Consider the following 18,047-nt stretch of genomic DNA (forward strand, 5'->3'; position numbering starts at 1 on the left):
TATTGAATTGAATTCTTTCTATTTTTCAAGTAACGGTGACTTATTCGGTGTTCCTGGTTTTCTTGGATATTTTTTAGGTGTTTGGCTTCTTTTATCAATGATAATCATCTGTCTTTCACCTGCGTTTTCAGGTAATTCGTATGAAATGGTATCCAAAACTTTACCACCTAGGACACCTATACCAAAACGTGCTTCTTCCAATTCTTCTTCACCTTTAGAAGATTTTAAAGCAATGAATTGCCCACCTTTTTTAACTAATGGAATACACAATTCACTTAATACTGAGAGTCTCGCAACGGCACGAGCAGTCACAATATCATAAGACTCCCTGTAGTCTCCCTTGCCATACGTTTCAGCACGGTCATGTACAAAACTAACATTCTCTAAATCTAAAGCATCTGCCAATTGATTTAAAAAATGTATTCGCTTATTCAATGAATCTACAATCGTAACTTTTAAATTTGGAAAAATAATTTTTAAAGGAATGCTAGGAAAACCAGCACCAGCACCTATGTCACATATTGTTAATTCTTTAGTTAAATCCGTATAAAAACTTGCCGCAATTGAATCATAAAAATGTTTCAAATATACTTCATGTTCCTCTGTAATGCTTGTTAGATTCATTTTTTCGTTCCACTCTACAAGCATTTGATAATACGTTTGAAACTGTTGTTGTTGTTTGTCTGAAAGTTCAATTCCATGTGTACTGAGTTGCTTAGTTAACCATGTTTCACTCATTTTAATTATTCACCCTTTGAATTTTACCTTGTTCAAGAAATACAAGTAAGATTGAAATATCAGCTGGATTCACACCTGAAATACGAGAAGCTTGTGCAATATTTAAAGGCTTAACTTCTGCTAATTTTTCTCTTGCTTCCGTAGCTAAACTATCTACTTTGCTATAATCTAAATCCTCTGGAATTTTCTTCTCTTCCATACGTTTAACTTTTTCAACTTGTTGTAATGACTTATTGATATAACCTTCATATTTTGTTTGAATTTCAACTTGTTCTTCAACATCTGACGGTAATTGATGTGCTTCATCCAAGATTTCAAGGATTAAATCATAAGTCATTTCTGGACGGCGTAGTAATTCTAAAGCTAATATGCCATCTTTTAGACGTGAACCGCCTTGTGCTTCAATAATTGCTTGTACACGTTCATTTGGTTTAACACGAATGCCCTGTAGACGTTCTTGTTCTGCTTTAATCATGTCGCGTTTTTCATTGAAGCGTGCATAACGTTCTTCAGAAACCATACCTAATTCATAACCTAAATCTGTTAAACGTAAATCAGCATTGTCATGTCTTAATAGTAAGCGATATTCTGCACGAGAAGTTAATAAACGATAAGGTTCGTTCGTACCTTTAGTAATAAGATCGTCTATAAGTACACCGATATAAGCATCAGAACGACTTAAGATGACTTCTTCTTTACCTTGGACTCTAGCTGCTGCATTAATACCTGCCATAATACCTTGGCCGGCCGCTTCTTCATAACCAGAAGTCCCATTAATTTGACCAGCTGTATATAAGTTTTTTATTTTTTTAGTTTCAAGTGTTGGCCATAATTGTGTAGGTACTAACGCATCATATTCAATTGCGTAACCAGCACGCATCATGTCCGCTTTTTCTAAGCCAGGAATAGTTTCTAACATTTGTCGTTGTACATGTTCTGGTAAACTTGTTGATAAACCTTGAACATAAACTTCATTTGTATTTCTACCTTCTGGTTCTAAGAATAACTGATGTCGTGGTTTATCATTGAAACGAACAAACTTATCTTCAATTGAAGGACAGTATCTTGGTCCAGTACCTTTAATCATACCAGAGTACATAGCTGATAAATGTAGGTTGTCATCAATCACTTGATGTGTATCACCATTTGTATATGTTAACCAACATGGTAATTGATCTAAAATATACTCTGTTGTCTCAAAACTAAATGCTCTACCAACATCATCGCCTGGTTGAATTTCTGTTTTAGAGTAATCAATTGTTTTTGCATTAACACGTGGAGGTGTTCCTGTTTTGAATCTAACTACATCAAATCCCAGACCTCTTAAGTTATCAGCAAGTGAAATAGATGGTAATTGGTGGTTTGGACCACTAGAATACTTCATGTTTCCTAGTATAATTTCGCCACGTAAGAACGTACCTGTTGTAATGATTACTGCCTCTGACCAGTATTCTGTTCCAATATTAGTACGTACACCTTTAATCACATCGTCTTCAATAATTAAGTCGTCTACCATGCCTTGCATAATATCAAGGTTGTCTTCATCTTCAATTACTTTCTTCATTTCTTGTTGATATAAGACTTTATCAGCTTGAGCACGTAACGCTCTAACCGCTGGGCCTTTACCAGTGTTTAACATACGCATTTGAATGTGTGTTTTATCAATTGTCTTGGCCATTTGACCGCCTAATGCGTCAATTTCACGTACAACAATACCTTTTGCTGGGCCACCAACTGATGGGTTACATGGCATAAACGCGATGTTATCTAGGTTAATTGTTAACATTAACGTTTTAGCACCACGTCTCGCTGAAGCAAGCCCTGCTTCAATACCAGCATGCCCGGCTCCTATTACTATTACATCATATTCTTGAGCCATAATTATTTCCTCCTTATTATTTTCCTAAGCAGAATTGACTAAATAACTGGTCAATCAATTCGTCACTTGCGGATTCTCCGATAATTTCGCCTAAAATTTCCCAAGTTCTCGTTAAGTCTATTTGTATCATATCCATTGGTATACCTGCTTCTGCTGCGTCTATAGCATCTTGAATTGTATTTCTTGCCTGTTTTAGTAACGAGATATGCCTTGAATTCGATACATATGTCATATCTTGATTTTGAACATCGCCACCAAAGAATAAATCTCTGATTTGAATTTCTAATTGATCGATACCTTCTTGTTTTAACATAGACGTTTGTATCAATGGCATATCGCCAATCATTTCTTTAACTTCATCTAAATTCAATTGTTTGTCTAAGTCCATCTTATTTACGATGACAATGGCATCTTCATTTTTAATAACTTCGTATAATTTGCGGTCTTCTTCAGTTAATCGCTCATTATAATTAAGTACAAATAAGATTAAATCTGCTTCACCAAGCGCTTTTCTAGAACGCTCTACACCGATACGCTCTACAATATCTTCTGTCTCACGTATACCTGCTGTATCTACAAGCCTTAATGGTACACCTCTTACATTAACGTATTCTTCTAATGTATCTCTTGTTGTTCCAGGTACTTCAGTCACTATAGCTTTGTTATCTTGAATAAGATTATTGAGCATAGATGATTTACCGACATTGGGTTTACCAACTATTACTGTAGCTAAGCCCTCTCTCATAATCTTACCTTGGGTACCTGTATCAAGTAATTTATTAATTTCAGTTTTGATTTTATTAGATTTATCTAATAACACTTCAGTTGTCGCATCTTCAACATCATCATATTCAGGATAATCTATGTTAACTTCGACTTGTGCAAGGATTTCGAGAATGGATTGTCGCTGTCGTTTAATCATATCACTTAAACGACCTTCTATTTGATTCATTGCAACTTTAGATGCACGATCGGTCTTAGAACGAATAAAATCCATAACTGCTTCAGCTTGAGATAAATCAATACGACCATTTAAAAATGCGCGTTTCGTATATTCACCAGGTTCTGCCATACGAGCACCATAAGTCATTGTTAATTCTAATATCCTATTTATTGTCAAAATACCACCATGACAATTTATTTCAACAATATCTTCTCTTGTAAAAGTTTTTGGTGCTCTTAATACACTGACCATAACTTCTTCTACTACTTCATTTGATTCAGGATCAATTATATGACCATAATTAATGGTATGAGATGCCACATCTTCAAGCTTTACTTTACCCTTAAATAACTTATCTGCAATTTCTACTGAATCAACACCGGATAAACGCACGATACCTATCGCACCTTCGCCCATTGGCGTGGATATACTCGTTATCGTATCTAAATCCATCATCCATCTCGCCTCCTTTTTGAACTCATTTTTTATCATTATAATATTTTAAAGATTTTCCTATTAAAAAGCGAACATATTGTTTTGAAAATTTAAAAACACACCCAAAGGTAAGGCTTAGGTTTGTCTGAGGTCAGACTAACTTACGTCTTATTTCTAGCCTCCCCTGCCCTACTCAAATGCGTTTATTAAAAACTTTCGCTATTTTCAAAACATGTTCTAGGCTTGCTTGTATTTGTAAAGTATCCATGTGTTTTGCTGGTTGCCTTGCAATTACAATAATTTCCATTGGTATGATATCTTCTTTATGAACTTTAAAATTTTCTCTAATCGCTCGTTTAATTCGATTTCTAACAACCGCATTACCCAATTTTTTAGAAACACTAATACCTAGTCGAAAATGTTCTAAATTTTTATTAGCTTTTGTATATACCACAAACTGCTTATTAGCTACTGATTTCCCTTTTTTATAAATAAATTGAAAATCACTATTCTTTTTAATTCGGTACGCTTTCTCCACCAAACATCACTCACTTATCTATTCATTACATATATTGATAGTTTTATATGTTATATCTATATCCATCATTGTCCTAAAATAGCAATTAAAATTAACATAACCTTTAGGCATTTTGCTAAATTAAAACCAAAAAAAAGACCACTGATGAGTCAGTGATCTTATGCTGATAATACTTTACGGCCTTTACGACGACGACGCGCCAAGACTTTACGACCATTTTTTGTGCTCATGCGTTTTCTGAAACCATGAACTTTACTATGTTTACGTTTATTTGGTTGATAAGTACGTTTTACCATGCAAAAACACCTCCATCTTTATTCGGTTCTATACTATTATAATAGATAAATTAATATACGTTTCTGCCTTAAGTCTTGATTTAACTGTTATTAATTTCTAGTCATAATTCAAGCAACTACTACAATATAACAAAATATATTTTATAAAGCAAGTATCAATTTAAGTCTCTCTTGTAAAATGACCGCAGAGCAATAATACTATTTCTTTAACTATTTATATTGAAGAAACATAATAACTAACACTCTATATTGTCGTTAAATTGTATCATAGCCCTCTTCTGAACATAACCACCTGTACATAATTTCCGTTATACATTTTTCATACATGTTTTATAAATTATTTCCCAAGCCCACAAAGTGCTCAAAATTTGATATACTGTTTATTCCTTAAAGTTATCCACTTATACACAGTATAACATTACATATTTGTGGATAAATTATATGTTATTCACAGGATCCCACATGATTTAGCAACATATTCACACCCATTTGACAGAGGTTAATGTTAAAAAGTATAATTGTGTGGATAAGTCATGTAGATATTGATAGATACAGGGTTTAGTTTATTAAATTATATTGTAAAAGTCTGTGTATAAATCATAGAACTAAATTAGTTATCCACTGATTGTGTGTAACTTGTGGATAATTATCAACAGGCTGTGATTCTTTTTAATTACACTTGTTACTTTTGTGTATAACTTTTAAAATTTACGAAAGTTGGAGTTAGTTATTATGTCGGAAAAAGAAATTTGGGAAAGAGTTCTAACCTTAGCTCAAGAAAAAGTTAGTTATCCTAGCTATCAAACTTTTCTTAAAGATACAAAACTTTATCAACTACAGAACAATGAAGCCATTGTAGTTATAGATGATCCTTTTGTTGCTAATTGGTTAAAATCGAATTACGTTGAAATTGTTCAAAGCGCCTTATACGAGGCAATTGGTCATGAAATCATGCCTGTTTTCTATACAGAAGATGAATTAGAAAATTTAAATCCAAGTAAAAGCCAAGAAACTAATAAGACGGAGCAATTCAAAAAAGAATATACACCTGGCGTAGATGAAGCCGCTATTGGCGGAGAACAGTTCAATACGCATAATACATTTGAAACATTTGTTATTGGTCCTGGAAACAGATTTCCTCACGCAGCAAGTCTTGCAGTTGCTGAAGCACCTGCCCAAGCATACAATCCATTATTTATCTATGGTGGCGTTGGTTTAGGTAAAACTCATTTGATGCATGCAATTGGACATTATGTATTAGCGAATAATCCTGATGCTAAAGTTATTTATACTTCAAGTGAAAAATTTACCAATGAATTTATTAAATCTATTAGAGATAATAAAACTGAACGCTTTAGAGAAAAATACCGTAATATTGATGTACTTCTTATTGATGATATCCAATTTATTCAAAATAAAGAACAAACACAAGAAGAATTCTTCCATACGTTTAACGAATTACATCAAGCAAATAAACAAATTGTTATTTCTAGTGATAGACCACCTAAAGAAATTGCTAAACTTGAAGATAGATTACGTTCGCGTTTTGAATGGGGCTTAATCGTTGATATCACGCCACCTGATTATGAAACAAGAATGGCAATTTTACAGAAAAAAATCGGCGAAGAAAACTTAGATATCCCGACTGAAGCGCTTACCTATATAGCAAATCAGATTCAGTCAAATATCCGTGAACTTGAAGGCGCATTAACTCGTGTATTAGCATTTTCGAAATTACAAGGACAACCTATTACTACTGAATTAACAGCCGCAGCGTTGAAAGATATTATTCAAGCGCCTAAATCCAAAAAGATCACTATACAAGACATTCAAAAAATTGTCGGTCAATATTATAGTGTAAAAATTGAAGACTTTAGTGCTAAAAAACGTACAAAATCAATTGCCTATCCTAGACAAATTGCAATGTATCTTTCTCGTGAACTAACAGATTTTTCACTTCCTAAAATTGGAGAAGAATTTGGCGGACGTGACCATACTACTGTTATTCATGCACACGAAAAAATTGTAAAAGATATACAAAATGATCCAACTTTTAAACAAGAAGTTGAAAACTTAGAAAAAGAAATAAGAAATCAGTAAAAAATCTGTACTATAACAGTTTTATTGTAGTTTATTTGAGGAATAACGTGAGGGAACAATTTTTGAGAATTGTGGATAATGTGCAAAAGTAATACACAGTGTGCACAAGTTATCCACAGTCTTTAAACGACGACATTATTACTTAATTTTGAGTTATCCCCTAATCCACAAGCCCTACTACTATTACTACTGTTTTAAAACCTATATAATTTAATATATAAACGACTGGAAGGAGTTTAATATGATGGAATTCACAATTAGAAGAGATTATTTTATTAATCAATTAAATGACACATTAAAAGCCATCTCACCAAGAACAACATTACCAATCTTAACTGGTATAAAAATTGAAGTTAAAAACAATGAAGTAATACTTACTGGATCTGATTCAGAGATATCAATAGAAATCACTATCCCTAAACAAGTTGACGGTGAAACTATAATTGAAATCGCAGAAACTGGCTCAGTGGTACTTCCTGGTCGTTTCTTTGTAGATATTATTAAAAAATTACCAGGTAAAGAAGTTAAATTATCTACCAATGAACAATTCCAAACATTAATTACGTCGGGTCATTCTGAATTTAATTTAAGTGGCTTAGATCCTGATCAATATCCTTTATTACCACAAGTTTCTCGTGATGATGCAATTCAACTATCAGTTAAAGTACTTAAAAACGTGATAGCACAAACGAATTTTGCAGTGTCCACCTCAGAAACACGCCCAGTACTAACTGGTGTTAACTGGCTTATACAAGATAATGAATTAATATGCACAGCTACAGATTCACACCGCTTAGCAGTAAGAAAAGTAGCTTTAGAAGACGACTCTGAAAATAAAAATGTCATCATTCCAGGTAAGGCATTATCTGAATTGAATAAAATTATGTCTGACAATGAAGACGATATCGACATTTTCTTTGCATCTAATCAAGTGCTTTTCAAAGTGGGTAATGTAAACTTTATCTCTCGTTTATTAGAAGGTCATTATCCTGATACATCTCGTTTATTCCCAGAAAATTACGAAATTAAGTTAGGTATTGATAACGGTGAATTCTATCACGCAATTGATCGTGCATCATTATTAGCACGTGAAGGCGGAAATAACGTAATAAAATTAAGTACAGGTAATGAATTAGTAGAACTATCTTCAACATCTCCAGAAATTGGTACTGTGAATGAAGAAGTTAAAGCTAGTAATGTAGACGGCGGTAACTTAAAAATTTCTTTCAACTCTAAATATATGATGGATGCACTCAAAGCCATTGATAACGATGAAGTGGAAATAGAATTTTTCGGTACAATGAAACCATTTATTCTAAAACCGAAAGACGATGACTCAGTTACACAGCTTATTTTACCAATTAGAACATACTAAGATACTGAGTTAGAATAAGTGAAAAATAACAGCTAGATTTATCAGGATAAAATAATATATGCGTAGTATGAGAAAGTTATCTAAGTATATGTTCAACTAATTTTATTAGCTGATTAAGTAGCTTTACAGGAGCGAGACTATGAAATCAATTTGCACATTGGTTTCTGTCCGTTCCTTTTTTTATGGAATTTCAAAATAGCAAAAGTAATTTAAGACATTCAAACGTGTATACAAGTAAGGAAATAACACTGAAAAAGTAAATTGATAAGAGAAGGCGAAATAAATATTAATGACTAGAAGCATTTAAAGAGGCAATATAAGCAAAAATAAACGTTATTGGACCGAAATATCGTAATTTAAAAAAATGCGCTAAAAAAAGCTTAAAATGCAAAATTCAGTTTAAAACTTAAAAGCTATGAATTTTATACCAACGTTTTTAATTTATTTTTAAATAATGATTTGTGAATAGATTGATATTAATTTTCAGTAAATGGATTATTAATCATTAATTTTTGATATAATATTACTAGTAAAGAGCTACTATAAATGACTTTGAAACTAAATATAGAAAAATAGTTAAAATAAGTTGAAAGAAATCGCTTACTCACTGTATTTTACATGAAATTTTTCGTAAAAAAAGGTATAATATATAAGTGAGCTTAAAAGAAATGGAGTGATTGATTTGGTTGAAGAAGTAATTGTTGATGGGGATATTACTTTAGGACAATTTCTAAAGACAGAAGGTATTATCGAATCTGGCGGACAAGCAAAATGGTTCTTACAAGATTTTGACGTCATGATTAATGACGAACGTGAAACGCGCCGTGGTAAAAAATTAAATCATCGAGATAGTATTGTTATACCAGAAGTCGGTTCATTTTTGATTTTACATCAAGGTGAAGAATGAAATTAAAGAAACTCCAACTAGAGCATTATCGAAATTATGAGTCAATCAGTTTAAATTGTCACCCTGACGTAAATATTTTGATTGGTGAAAATGCTCAAGGGAAGACAAACTTACTTGAATCAATCTATACCTTAGCATTAGCAAAAAGCCATAGAACATCTAATGACAAAGAACTGATACGTTTTAATAGCGATTATGCTAAAATAGAAGGTGAACTTAGTTATAGATATGGCGAAATGCCTTTAACGATGTACATCACCAAAAAAGGCAAACAAGTTAAAATCAATCACTTAGAGCAAAGTAGACTGACACAATATATAGGTCATTTAAATGTCGTATTGTTTGCGCCTGAAGATTTAAACATTGTCAAAGGATCGCCACAAGTTAGACGAAGATTTATAGATATGGAACTTGGTCAAATATCTGCGGTATATTTAAATGATTTATCACAATATCAGAGGATTTTAAAACAAAAAAATAATTACTTGAAGCAACTGCAATATGGTCAAAAGACGGACAGTACAATGCTAGAAGTCTTAAATCAACAATTTGCAGAGTACGCTCTCAAAATTACACAAAGACGTGAACATTTTATTAAAGAACTTGAATCACTAGCTAAACCTATCCATTCTGGTATTACCAATGAACGTGAAACATTGTCACTAGAGTACTTGCCAAGTATTAAATTGGCAGGCGGGGAACAAAGTGAGACGGAACGCTTAGAGGAAGTCTTAACTTTACTTAATGACAATATGGAACGTGAGAAAGACCGAGGTGTATGTTTATATGGGCCTCACAGAGATGATTTAGGTTTTAATGTAAATGGTATGGATGCTCAAACTTACGGTTCGCAAGGCCAACAACGAACGACTGCACTATCAATAAAACTCGCAGAAATTGAGTTGATGAACATTGAAGTCGGTGAGTACCCAATATTATTGCTAGATGATGTATTAAGTGAATTAGATGATTCGCGTCAATCTCATTTATTGAGCACTATTCAACATAAAGTGCAGACTTTTGTAACGACGACATCCGTAGATGGTATAGAACATGAAATTATGAAAAACGCTAAACTTTATCGCATTAATCAAGGCGAAATTATAAAGTAACAGAAAGTGAAGGTGGAAGCATTGTCAGATGTGAACAACACGGAAGATTATGGTGCTGGACAGATACAAGTATTAGAAGGTCTAGAAGCGGTACGTAAAAGACCTGGTATGTATATAGGGTCAACTTCAGAAAAAGGTTTACACCATCTTGTATGGGAAATTGTCGATAATAGTATTGATGAAGCACTAGCAGGGTATGCTAACCAAATCGAAGTTGTTATTGAAAAAGATAATTGGATTAAAGTAACAGATAATGGGCGTGGTATCCCAGTTGGTATACAAGAAAAAATGGGGCGTCCAGCAGTTGAAGTTATTTTAACAGTACTTCATGCCGGTGGTAAGTTCGGCGGCGGCGGATATAAAGTCTCTGGTGGTCTACATGGTGTTGGTTCTTCTGTGGTTAATGCCTTATCTGAAGACCTGGAAGTTTATGTGTATAAAGATCGTCAAGTTTATCATCAAGCTTACAAAAAGGGTGTTCCGCAATTTGACTTGAAAGTAGTTGAAGAAACAGATGATGATAACACTGGTACAGTGATTCGTTTTAAAGCGGACCCTGAAATTTTTACAGAAACAACTGAATATCATTATGAAACATTACAACAACGTACAAGAGAACTAGCTTTCTTAAATAAAGGTATTTCAATCACTTTAAGAGATGAGCGTGGTGAAGAAGTGAGAGAAGACACTTATCACTACGAAGGCGGTATCAAGTCTTACGTTGAGATGTTAAATGAAAACAAAGAACCATTACATGAAGAGCCTATATATGTCCATCAAACAAAAGATGATATTGAAGTTGAAATTGCATTACAATACAACAAAGGCTTTGCAACTAATTTATTGACTTATGCGAATAACATACACACTTATGAAGGTGGTACACATGAAGAAGGTTTTAAACGAGCACTTTCTCGCGTATTAAATAGCTATGGTATAAGCAGTAAAATTATTAAAGATGATAAGGAGAGACTTTCAGGTGAAGACACACGTGAAGGTTTAACAGCAATCGTCTCAATCAAGCACGGCGATCCACAATTTGAGGGACAAACAAAAACGAAATTAGGTAACTCTGAGGTACGTCAAGTTGTTGATAAATTATTCTCTGAGTTGTTCGAGCGTTTCTTATTAGAAAATCCACAGGTAGGACGCATAGTCGTTGAAAAAGGTATAATGGCTTCTCACGCACGTCTTGCTGCGAAAAAAGCACGTGAAGTGACACGTCGTAAATCTGCTTTAGAAATTTCAAGCTTACCTGGTAAATTAGCAGATTGCTCTAGTAAAGATCCTTCTAGAAGTGAAATCTTTATCGTAGAGGGTGACTCTGCCGGGGGGTCTACAAAATCAGGTAGAGATTCAGAAACGCAAGCAATTTTACCGTTGCGTGGTAAGATATTAAACGTTGAAAAAGCCCGATTAGATAGAATATTAAATAATAATGAAATCCGTTCTATGATTACAGCATTTGGTACAGGTATTGGTGGAGAATTTGATTTAAGCAAAGCACGTTACCATAAAATTGTATTGATGACTGATGCTGACGTCGACGGTGCGCATATTAGAACATTGCTATTAACATTCTTCTATCGCTTTATGAGACCATTAATAGAAGCAGGCTATGTATATATTGCTCAACCGCCTTTATTTAAACTAACACAAGGTAAACAGAAGTATTATGTGTTTAATGAACGTGAATTGGAAAAACTTAAAGCCGAGTTAGATCCTACACCAAAATGGTCAATCGCACGTTATAAAGGTCTTGGTGAAATGAACGCAGACCAATTATGGGAAACAACAATGAACCCAGAAAATAGAGCTATGTTGCAAGTATCATTAGATGACGCGATAGAGGCAGATCAGGTTTTTGAAATGCTTATGGGAGACGTTGTTGAGAATCGTAGACAGTTTATTGAAGATAACGCAGTCTATGCCAACCTAGATTTCTAATACAATGAACTGAATTTTTGAAGGAGGATATCTTGATGGCTGAATTACCTGAATCAAGAATTAATGAACGAAATATAACGAGTGAGATGCGCGAATCGTTTTTAGATTATGCGATGAGCGTTATTGTATCACGTGCTTTACCAGACGTTAGAGATGGTTTGAAACCAGTACATCGACGTATATTATATGGTTTGCACGAACAAGGTATGACACCAGATAAGTCGTACAAGAAGTCTGCCCGTATTGTTGGGGACGTAATGGGTAAATATCACCCACATGGTGACTCATCTATTTATGAAGCAATGGTAAGAATGGCACAAGACTTCAGCTATCGATATCCTTTAATTGATGGACAAGGTAACTTTGGTTCAATGGATGGCGATGGTGCAGCGGCGATGCGTTATACTGAAGCACGTATGTCTAAGATCACATTAGAAATGCTTAGAGATATAAACAAAGATACGATTGATTTTATAGATAACTACGATGGCAATGAGAGAGAGCCGGCAGTCTTACCTTCAAGATTCCCAAACTTACTAGTTAATGGTGCTTCAGGGATTGCAGTAGGTATGGCTACCAATATTCCGCCGCACAATTTAACAGAAGTTATTAATGGTGTGTTGAGTTTAAGTTATAATCCTGATATTACTGTTGCAGAATTAATGGAAGATGTTCAAGGTCCTGATTTTCCGACGGCAGGTATTATACTTGGAAAGAGTGGTATTCGTCGTGCGTTTGAAACAGGTAGAGGGTCTATCCAAATGCGTTCACGTGCAGAAATAGAAGAACGTGGTGGCGGACGCCAACGCATTGTCGTTACAGAAGTTCCGTACCAAGTAAATAAAGCACGTATGATTGAAAAAATTGCAGAATTAGCACGTGATAAAAAAATTGATGGTATTACAGATTTACGTGACGAAACAAGTTTACGTACAGGCGTGCGTGTTGTTATTGATATCCGTAAAGATGCAAACGCAAGCGTCGTATTAAATAATTTATATAAACAAACGCCATTACAAACATCATTTGGTGTAAATATGATTGCTTTAGTTAATGGTAGACCTAAATTAATTTCACTTAAAGAAGCTTTAGAAGAGTATTTAGAGCATCAAAAAGTGGTTGTACGTAGACGTACAGAATATAACTTGAAGAAAGCATTAGATCGTGCACATATTTTAGAAGGACTAAGAATTGCATTAGACCATATCGATGAAATCATTCGAGTAATTCGTGAATCAGAAACTGATAAAGTAGCGATGGCTAGCTTACAAGAACAATTTAAATTATCTGAACGTCAAGCTCAAGCTATTTTAGATATGCGTTTAAGACGACTAACAGGTTTAGAACGCGATAAGATTGAAGCTGAATATAATGAATTAATTGCATATATTGAAGAATTAAAAGAGATTCTTGCCGATGAAGAAAAATTATTACAAATTGTCCGTAATGAATTAATTGATATACGTGAACGCTATGGTGATGAACGTAAATCTGAAATTCAACTTGGTGGACTAGACGATATTGAAGATGAAGATTTAATACCTGAAGAACAAATCGTGATCACATTAAGTCACAATAACTATATTAAACGTTTACCAGTTTCTACATATAGAGCACAACATCGTGGTGGACGTGGCGTACAAGGTATGAATACACTTGAAGAAGACTTTGTTAGTCAGCTCGTAACGTTAAGTACGCACGACAACGTATTATTCTTTACTAATAAAGGACGTGTGTACAAACTTAAAGGTTATGAAGTGCCTGAGCTATCACGTCAGTCTAAAGGTATCCCAGTAGTCAATGCTATTGAACTTGATAACGATGAATCAATCAGTACTATGATTGCGGTTAAAGACTTAGAAAGTGAAGATGATTACTTAGTATTTGCAACACGCAAAGGTAGAGTGAAGCGTTCTGCATTGAGTAACTTCTCTCATATCAATAAAAACGGTAAGATTGCCATTAGCTTCAAAAATGATGATGAACTGATTGCTGTTCGTCTCACTGATGGAGAACAAGACATTCTGATTGGCACATCTCATGCATCACTAATACGCTTTAATGAAACAACCTTGCGCCCGCTTGGTCGTACAGCAGCAGGTGTTAAAGGTATTACATTAAGAGAAGACGATAAAGTTGTCGGTTTAGATGTTACTAATGCTGATAGCGATGAAGAGATTCTAGTCGTTACTGAAAATGGGTACGGTAAACGTACGCCAGTTGGTGATTACAGATTATCAAATCGTGGCGGTAAAGGTATAAAAACAGCTACAATTACTGAACGTAACGGTAACATTGTGTGTATTACTTCAGTAACTGGAGAAGAAGATCTGATGGTTGTAACAAACTCAGGCGTCATTATCCGTATTGATGTAGAAGATATTTCGCAAAATGGCCGTGCTGCTCAAGGTGTAAGATTGATTAAATTAGGTGAAAATCAAATTGTATCAACAGTAGCCAAAGTAAACGATGAAGATGACATTAATAAAGATGGGGAATCAACTGAAGCTATAGCATCTGATGTAGACAATAACAATGCATCACAAACTGATTTGCAAGATTCACAAAACAGTGAAGTCATCGTAGAAGGTGATGCCCCTGGAAATGCAATTCACACAGAAGTCGATGAAGAAGATAACACGTCAGGCAATGATGAACGACAAGAAGTAAGACAAGACTTTATGGATCGTGTTAATGAAGATATAGACAACGCAGACCAAACAGCAGATGAAGACAACGAAGAAGAATAACTCGAACTAAAAGACCCACCTCAAATGAGGTGGGTCTTTTAGAATATCGGCAGTGATTTGGACCGACTCCTGCGAGGAGAGCACTAGCCGAAGACTACATGCTAAGGCAGTACCCGCGCCGCGGAAAACGTGCACCAAAAAATTGCCAACAAAGGCGGAGGCTTTGTCGATAGTCTGAGACCCACCTCAAATGAGGCGGGTCTTTTTATATTAATTATTTTCCAATGATTTCATAGCAATTGGAATTTCGCTGATAAGTCTGGAAGGTGGAACAACATACATTTTCTCAGCTAATTGTTCTCCAATAAAACTGTGTGTATATGTCGCACTTGTAACAGCTTCTTCGATGTCATTAAATTGGCCTACAAAGCTAGTTATCATACCAGATAAAGTATCACCCATGCCACCAGTGGCCATCGCTGGTGTACCAATAGGTAGTTTGTAATCTTTATCTTTAAAGTAGAGTTCTGTACCATGCATCTTCAATACAATTGTTGCCCCGATACGGTCTACCGCTTCACGGTTACGCTCATAAGTTTGTTCTTCTATCGGGATACCACTTAAACGTTCCCACTCTTTTTGATGTGGCGTGAAAATAACTTTGCAAGTTGGAATTTCAGGTTTCAATTTACTGAAAATCGTAATAGCATCACCATCAACTATAAGTGTTTGATGTGGTTGTATATTTTGAAGTAGGAAAGTAATAGCGTTATTACCTTTAAAATCACAGCCTAACCCTGGGCCGATTAAGATACAATCGGTGTTTTCAATCATTTTTGTTAGCATTTTTGTATCATTAATATCGATTACCATTGCCTCAGGACAACGTGAATGCAAAGCAGCATGATTTGTTGGATGTGTTGCTACTGTTATTAAACCACTACCACTGTATACACATGCGCGTGCTGCAAGCATGATTGCACCACCTAAGTTTGCATTACCGCCAATTAAAAGAATTCTACCATAATCGCCTTTATGTGTTTCATCTTTACGTTTTGGAATGCTTACTGATGATAAAGTTTCCATTTTGAAACCTCCTTCTTAAATTATTGAATGTGTGTAAATTTCTATATTTTAATAAAGAAAATTAACCGACTAACATATTGAAATGATTCTACTTTTAATAGCGATTATAACAATTGCAGAATTATTTGTATTGCAATTAATTTTCCTTAGTTTTCGTCATAGGAATTATAAATACAATAAGAAATATTATACCTGGTTGTCCTATTAGTCAACAGTTAAAAGAGTTAAGAATTTATTAATTTCAATAAACTTATTTTTATTACAACTTTATCCCATTAAAACAGTAATTTAATACCATGTTACGGATATTGGCTAAGCTATTGTCCAGTAAAAAATGTAAGCGTATACTCAAAATAATCAGAGAAAAATATTAAGCAAGGAGATGGGAAAATGACATTACAACTTAATGGGGAAACATTAACGATTAATGATATTAAACAGTTTTTAAATAAAGAAGAGACGGTAGAAATTACGGAAAATGCATTTGAACGTGTGAAAAAGAGTCGTCAAACGGTCGAAGATATTATAAAGAATAAAGAAACAGTTTACGGAATCACAACTGGATTTGGTCTGTTTAGTGATGTACGTATAGACGAAGGAGAATATAATCAATTACAAGTCAATTTAATTCGTTCCCATGCATGTGGCATTGGTGAACCATTTTCAGAAGAAGTAGCGTTAGTGATGATGGTATTAAGATTAAACACCTTATTAAAAGGACATTCTGGCGCAACAGTAGATTTAGTAGAGCAACTAGTGTATTACATCAATCAAAGAATTATACCTGTTATCCCGCAACAAGGCTCATTAGGTGCTTCTGGAGATTTAGCGCCGCTATCACACTTGGCTTTAGCGCTAATAGGAGAAGGGAACGTTTTTTATAAAGGAGAAGAAGTGGACAGCCGGTATGTCTTAAACCAGTTAAATCACAAAGCATTGGAGTTACAAGCTAAAGAAGGTTTAGCGTTGATTAATGGTACACAAGCAATGACTGCACAAGGTGTTATCAATTATATAGAAGCGGAAGATTTAGGTTATCAGGCGGAATGGATAGCTTCACTTACACATCAAGCCCTAAATGGTATTATAGATGCATATAATGAAAAGGTACATAAAGCCCGTAACTTCAAAGAACAAATAGATGTTGCCGCGAGAATGTTAGACTGGTTGGAAGGTTCAGGATTGACGACAAACCAAGGTGAAGTGCGTGTACAAGACGCTTATACTTTACGTTGTATCCCTCAAATTCATGGTGCTAGCTTCCAAGTATTCAATTATGTGAAGGAAAAATTAGAGTTTGAAATGAATGCTGCAAATGATAACCCGCTTATATTTGATGAAGATGATGAAACACTTGTTATATCAGGAGGAAATTTCCATGGTCAACCTATAGCGTTTGCTTTAGACTTTTTAAAACTTGGTGTAAGTGAATTAGCAAACGTTTCAGAGCGACGTCTAGAACGCTTGGTAAACCCTCAATTGAATAATGGATTACCAGCCTTTTTAAGCCCACAACCAGGGTTACAAAGTGGTGCGATGATTATGCAGTATGCTGCAGCAAGTCTTGTTTCAGAAAATAAAACACTTGCACATCCAGCAAGTGTTGATTCTATACCATCTTCTGCTAACCAAGAAGATCATGTTTCAATGGGAACAATTGCTTCAAGACATGGTTATCAAATGATTGAAAATGCACGTCGTGTATTGGCCATTGAAGCAATCATTGCTCTGCAAGCTGTTGAATATAAAGATATTGATAAGTTGTCACCTAAGACCTATGAAAAATATCAAGAATTACGCCATATTGTGCCATCTATCACAGAAGATAGACAATTTCATAAAGATATTGCAGCAGTATCACAATATTTACGCGATGTTGCTTATATGGATGAAATATAATTGACTATAGATACTATCACTCTTGAAAAAAATGATGTTATTTGCTATATTTAATTTAACTTAATAAGTCATTGTTCGTAGGATAAGTAGTATTAATTTTCT

The 18,047-nt window shown here is 34.5% G+C and carries 13 protein-coding genes and 1 other annotated feature (1 of these 14 cut by a window edge); of the genes, 7 read left to right on the forward strand and 6 right to left on the reverse strand.

Annotated elements, in window-relative coordinates; all coding sequences use genetic code 11:
* Positions 1 to 18: 18 nt before the first annotated feature.
* The 5 genes from rsmG to rpmH form a co-directional block, all read right to left on the reverse strand.
* Complete coding sequence (gene rsmG, locus ACF91D_RS04500) at positions 19 to 738, reverse strand: 16S rRNA (guanine(527)-N(7))-methyltransferase RsmG (RefSeq protein ID WP_069793271.1); 720 nt, start codon at positions 736 to 738, stop codon at positions 19 to 21.
* Position 739: 1 nt separating this feature from the next.
* Positions 740 to 2,617: a tRNA uridine-5-carboxymethylaminomethyl(34) synthesis enzyme MnmG gene (mnmG, locus tag ACF91D_RS04505; protein ID WP_039067244.1), complete on the reverse strand. Its 1,878-nt coding sequence runs from the start codon at positions 2,615 to 2,617 to the stop codon at positions 740 to 742.
* Between the two features lie 16 nt (positions 2,618 to 2,633).
* Positions 2,634 to 4,013, reverse strand: coding sequence for a tRNA uridine-5-carboxymethylaminomethyl(34) synthesis GTPase MnmE (gene mnmE / locus ACF91D_RS04510; protein ID WP_101050738.1), 1,380 nt, complete (start codon positions 4,011 to 4,013; stop codon positions 2,634 to 2,636).
* A 175-nt stretch (positions 4,014 to 4,188) separates the two neighbouring features.
* Positions 4,189 to 4,533, reverse strand: a complete 345-nt coding sequence (rnpA, locus tag ACF91D_RS04515; RefSeq protein ID WP_039067267.1) for a ribonuclease P protein component — start codon at positions 4,531 to 4,533, stop codon at positions 4,189 to 4,191.
* Between the two features lie 158 nt (positions 4,534 to 4,691).
* Positions 4,692 to 4,829, reverse strand: coding sequence for a 50S ribosomal protein L34 (gene rpmH, locus ACF91D_RS04520; protein ID WP_000240855.1), 138 nt, complete (start codon positions 4,827 to 4,829; stop codon positions 4,692 to 4,694).
* 732 nt (positions 4,830 to 5,561) lie between these two features.
* Here rpmH and dnaA point away from each other — a divergent pair.
* The 6 genes from dnaA (at position 5,562) to gyrA (ending at position 15,020) form a co-directional block, all read left to right on the forward strand.
* The gene (dnaA, locus tag ACF91D_RS04525; protein WP_039067249.1) at positions 5,562 to 6,929 is read left to right on the forward strand and encodes a chromosomal replication initiator protein DnaA; all 1,368 of its coding nucleotides are present in this window, start codon (positions 5,562 to 5,564) and stop codon (positions 6,927 to 6,929) included.
* 241 nt (positions 6,930 to 7,170) lie between these two features.
* A complete protein-coding gene (gene dnaN, locus ACF91D_RS04530) occupies positions 7,171 to 8,304 on the forward strand; it encodes a DNA polymerase III subunit beta (RefSeq protein ID WP_026113537.1) in 1,134 nt (377 codons plus the stop codon).
* Between the two features lie 673 nt (positions 8,305 to 8,977).
* On the forward strand, positions 8,978 to 9,211 hold the full coding sequence (gene yaaA / locus ACF91D_RS04535; RefSeq protein WP_171914394.1) for a S4 domain-containing protein YaaA: 234 nt from the start codon (positions 8,978 to 8,980) through the stop codon (positions 9,209 to 9,211).
* On the forward strand, positions 9,208 to 10,323 hold the full coding sequence (gene recF, locus ACF91D_RS04540; RefSeq protein ID WP_039067250.1) for a DNA replication/repair protein RecF: 1,116 nt from the start codon (positions 9,208 to 9,210) through the stop codon (positions 10,321 to 10,323). The genes yaaA and recF overlap by 4 nt, the downstream gene beginning before the upstream one ends.
* A 12-nt stretch (positions 10,324 to 10,335) precedes the next feature.
* The gene (gene gyrB / locus ACF91D_RS04545) at positions 10,336 to 12,270 is read left to right on the forward strand and encodes a DNA topoisomerase (ATP-hydrolyzing) subunit B (RefSeq protein WP_172643867.1); all 1,935 of its coding nucleotides are present in this window, start codon (positions 10,336 to 10,338) and stop codon (positions 12,268 to 12,270) included.
* A gap of 35 nt (positions 12,271 to 12,305) precedes the next feature.
* Positions 12,306 to 15,020 (forward strand): DNA gyrase subunit A, encoded by a 2,715-nt coding sequence (gyrA, locus tag ACF91D_RS04550; RefSeq protein WP_327620894.1) that lies wholly within the window; start codon positions 12,306 to 12,308, stop codon positions 15,018 to 15,020.
* A gap of 210 nt (positions 15,021 to 15,230) precedes the next feature.
* On the opposite strand, the gene ACF91D_RS04555 is transcribed toward gyrA, so the two are convergent.
* On the reverse strand, positions 15,231 to 16,046 hold the full coding sequence (locus ACF91D_RS04555; protein ID WP_069793274.1) for an NAD(P)H-hydrate dehydratase: 816 nt from the start codon (positions 16,044 to 16,046) through the stop codon (positions 15,231 to 15,233).
* A 390-nt stretch (positions 16,047 to 16,436) separates the two neighbouring features.
* On the opposite strand from ACF91D_RS04555, the gene hutH reads away from it, so the two are divergent.
* The gene (gene hutH / locus ACF91D_RS04560; protein ID WP_101094303.1) at positions 16,437 to 17,945 is read left to right on the forward strand and encodes a histidine ammonia-lyase; all 1,509 of its coding nucleotides are present in this window, start codon (positions 16,437 to 16,439) and stop codon (positions 17,943 to 17,945) included.
* Positions 17,946 to 18,015: 70 nt separating this feature from the next.
* Positions 18,016 to 18,047: a binding site (T-box leader), on the forward strand; it runs 159 nt beyond the window's last position.

It is taken from the genome of Staphylococcus sp. 231237_7MaSpsaltlick, assembly GCF_043107035.1.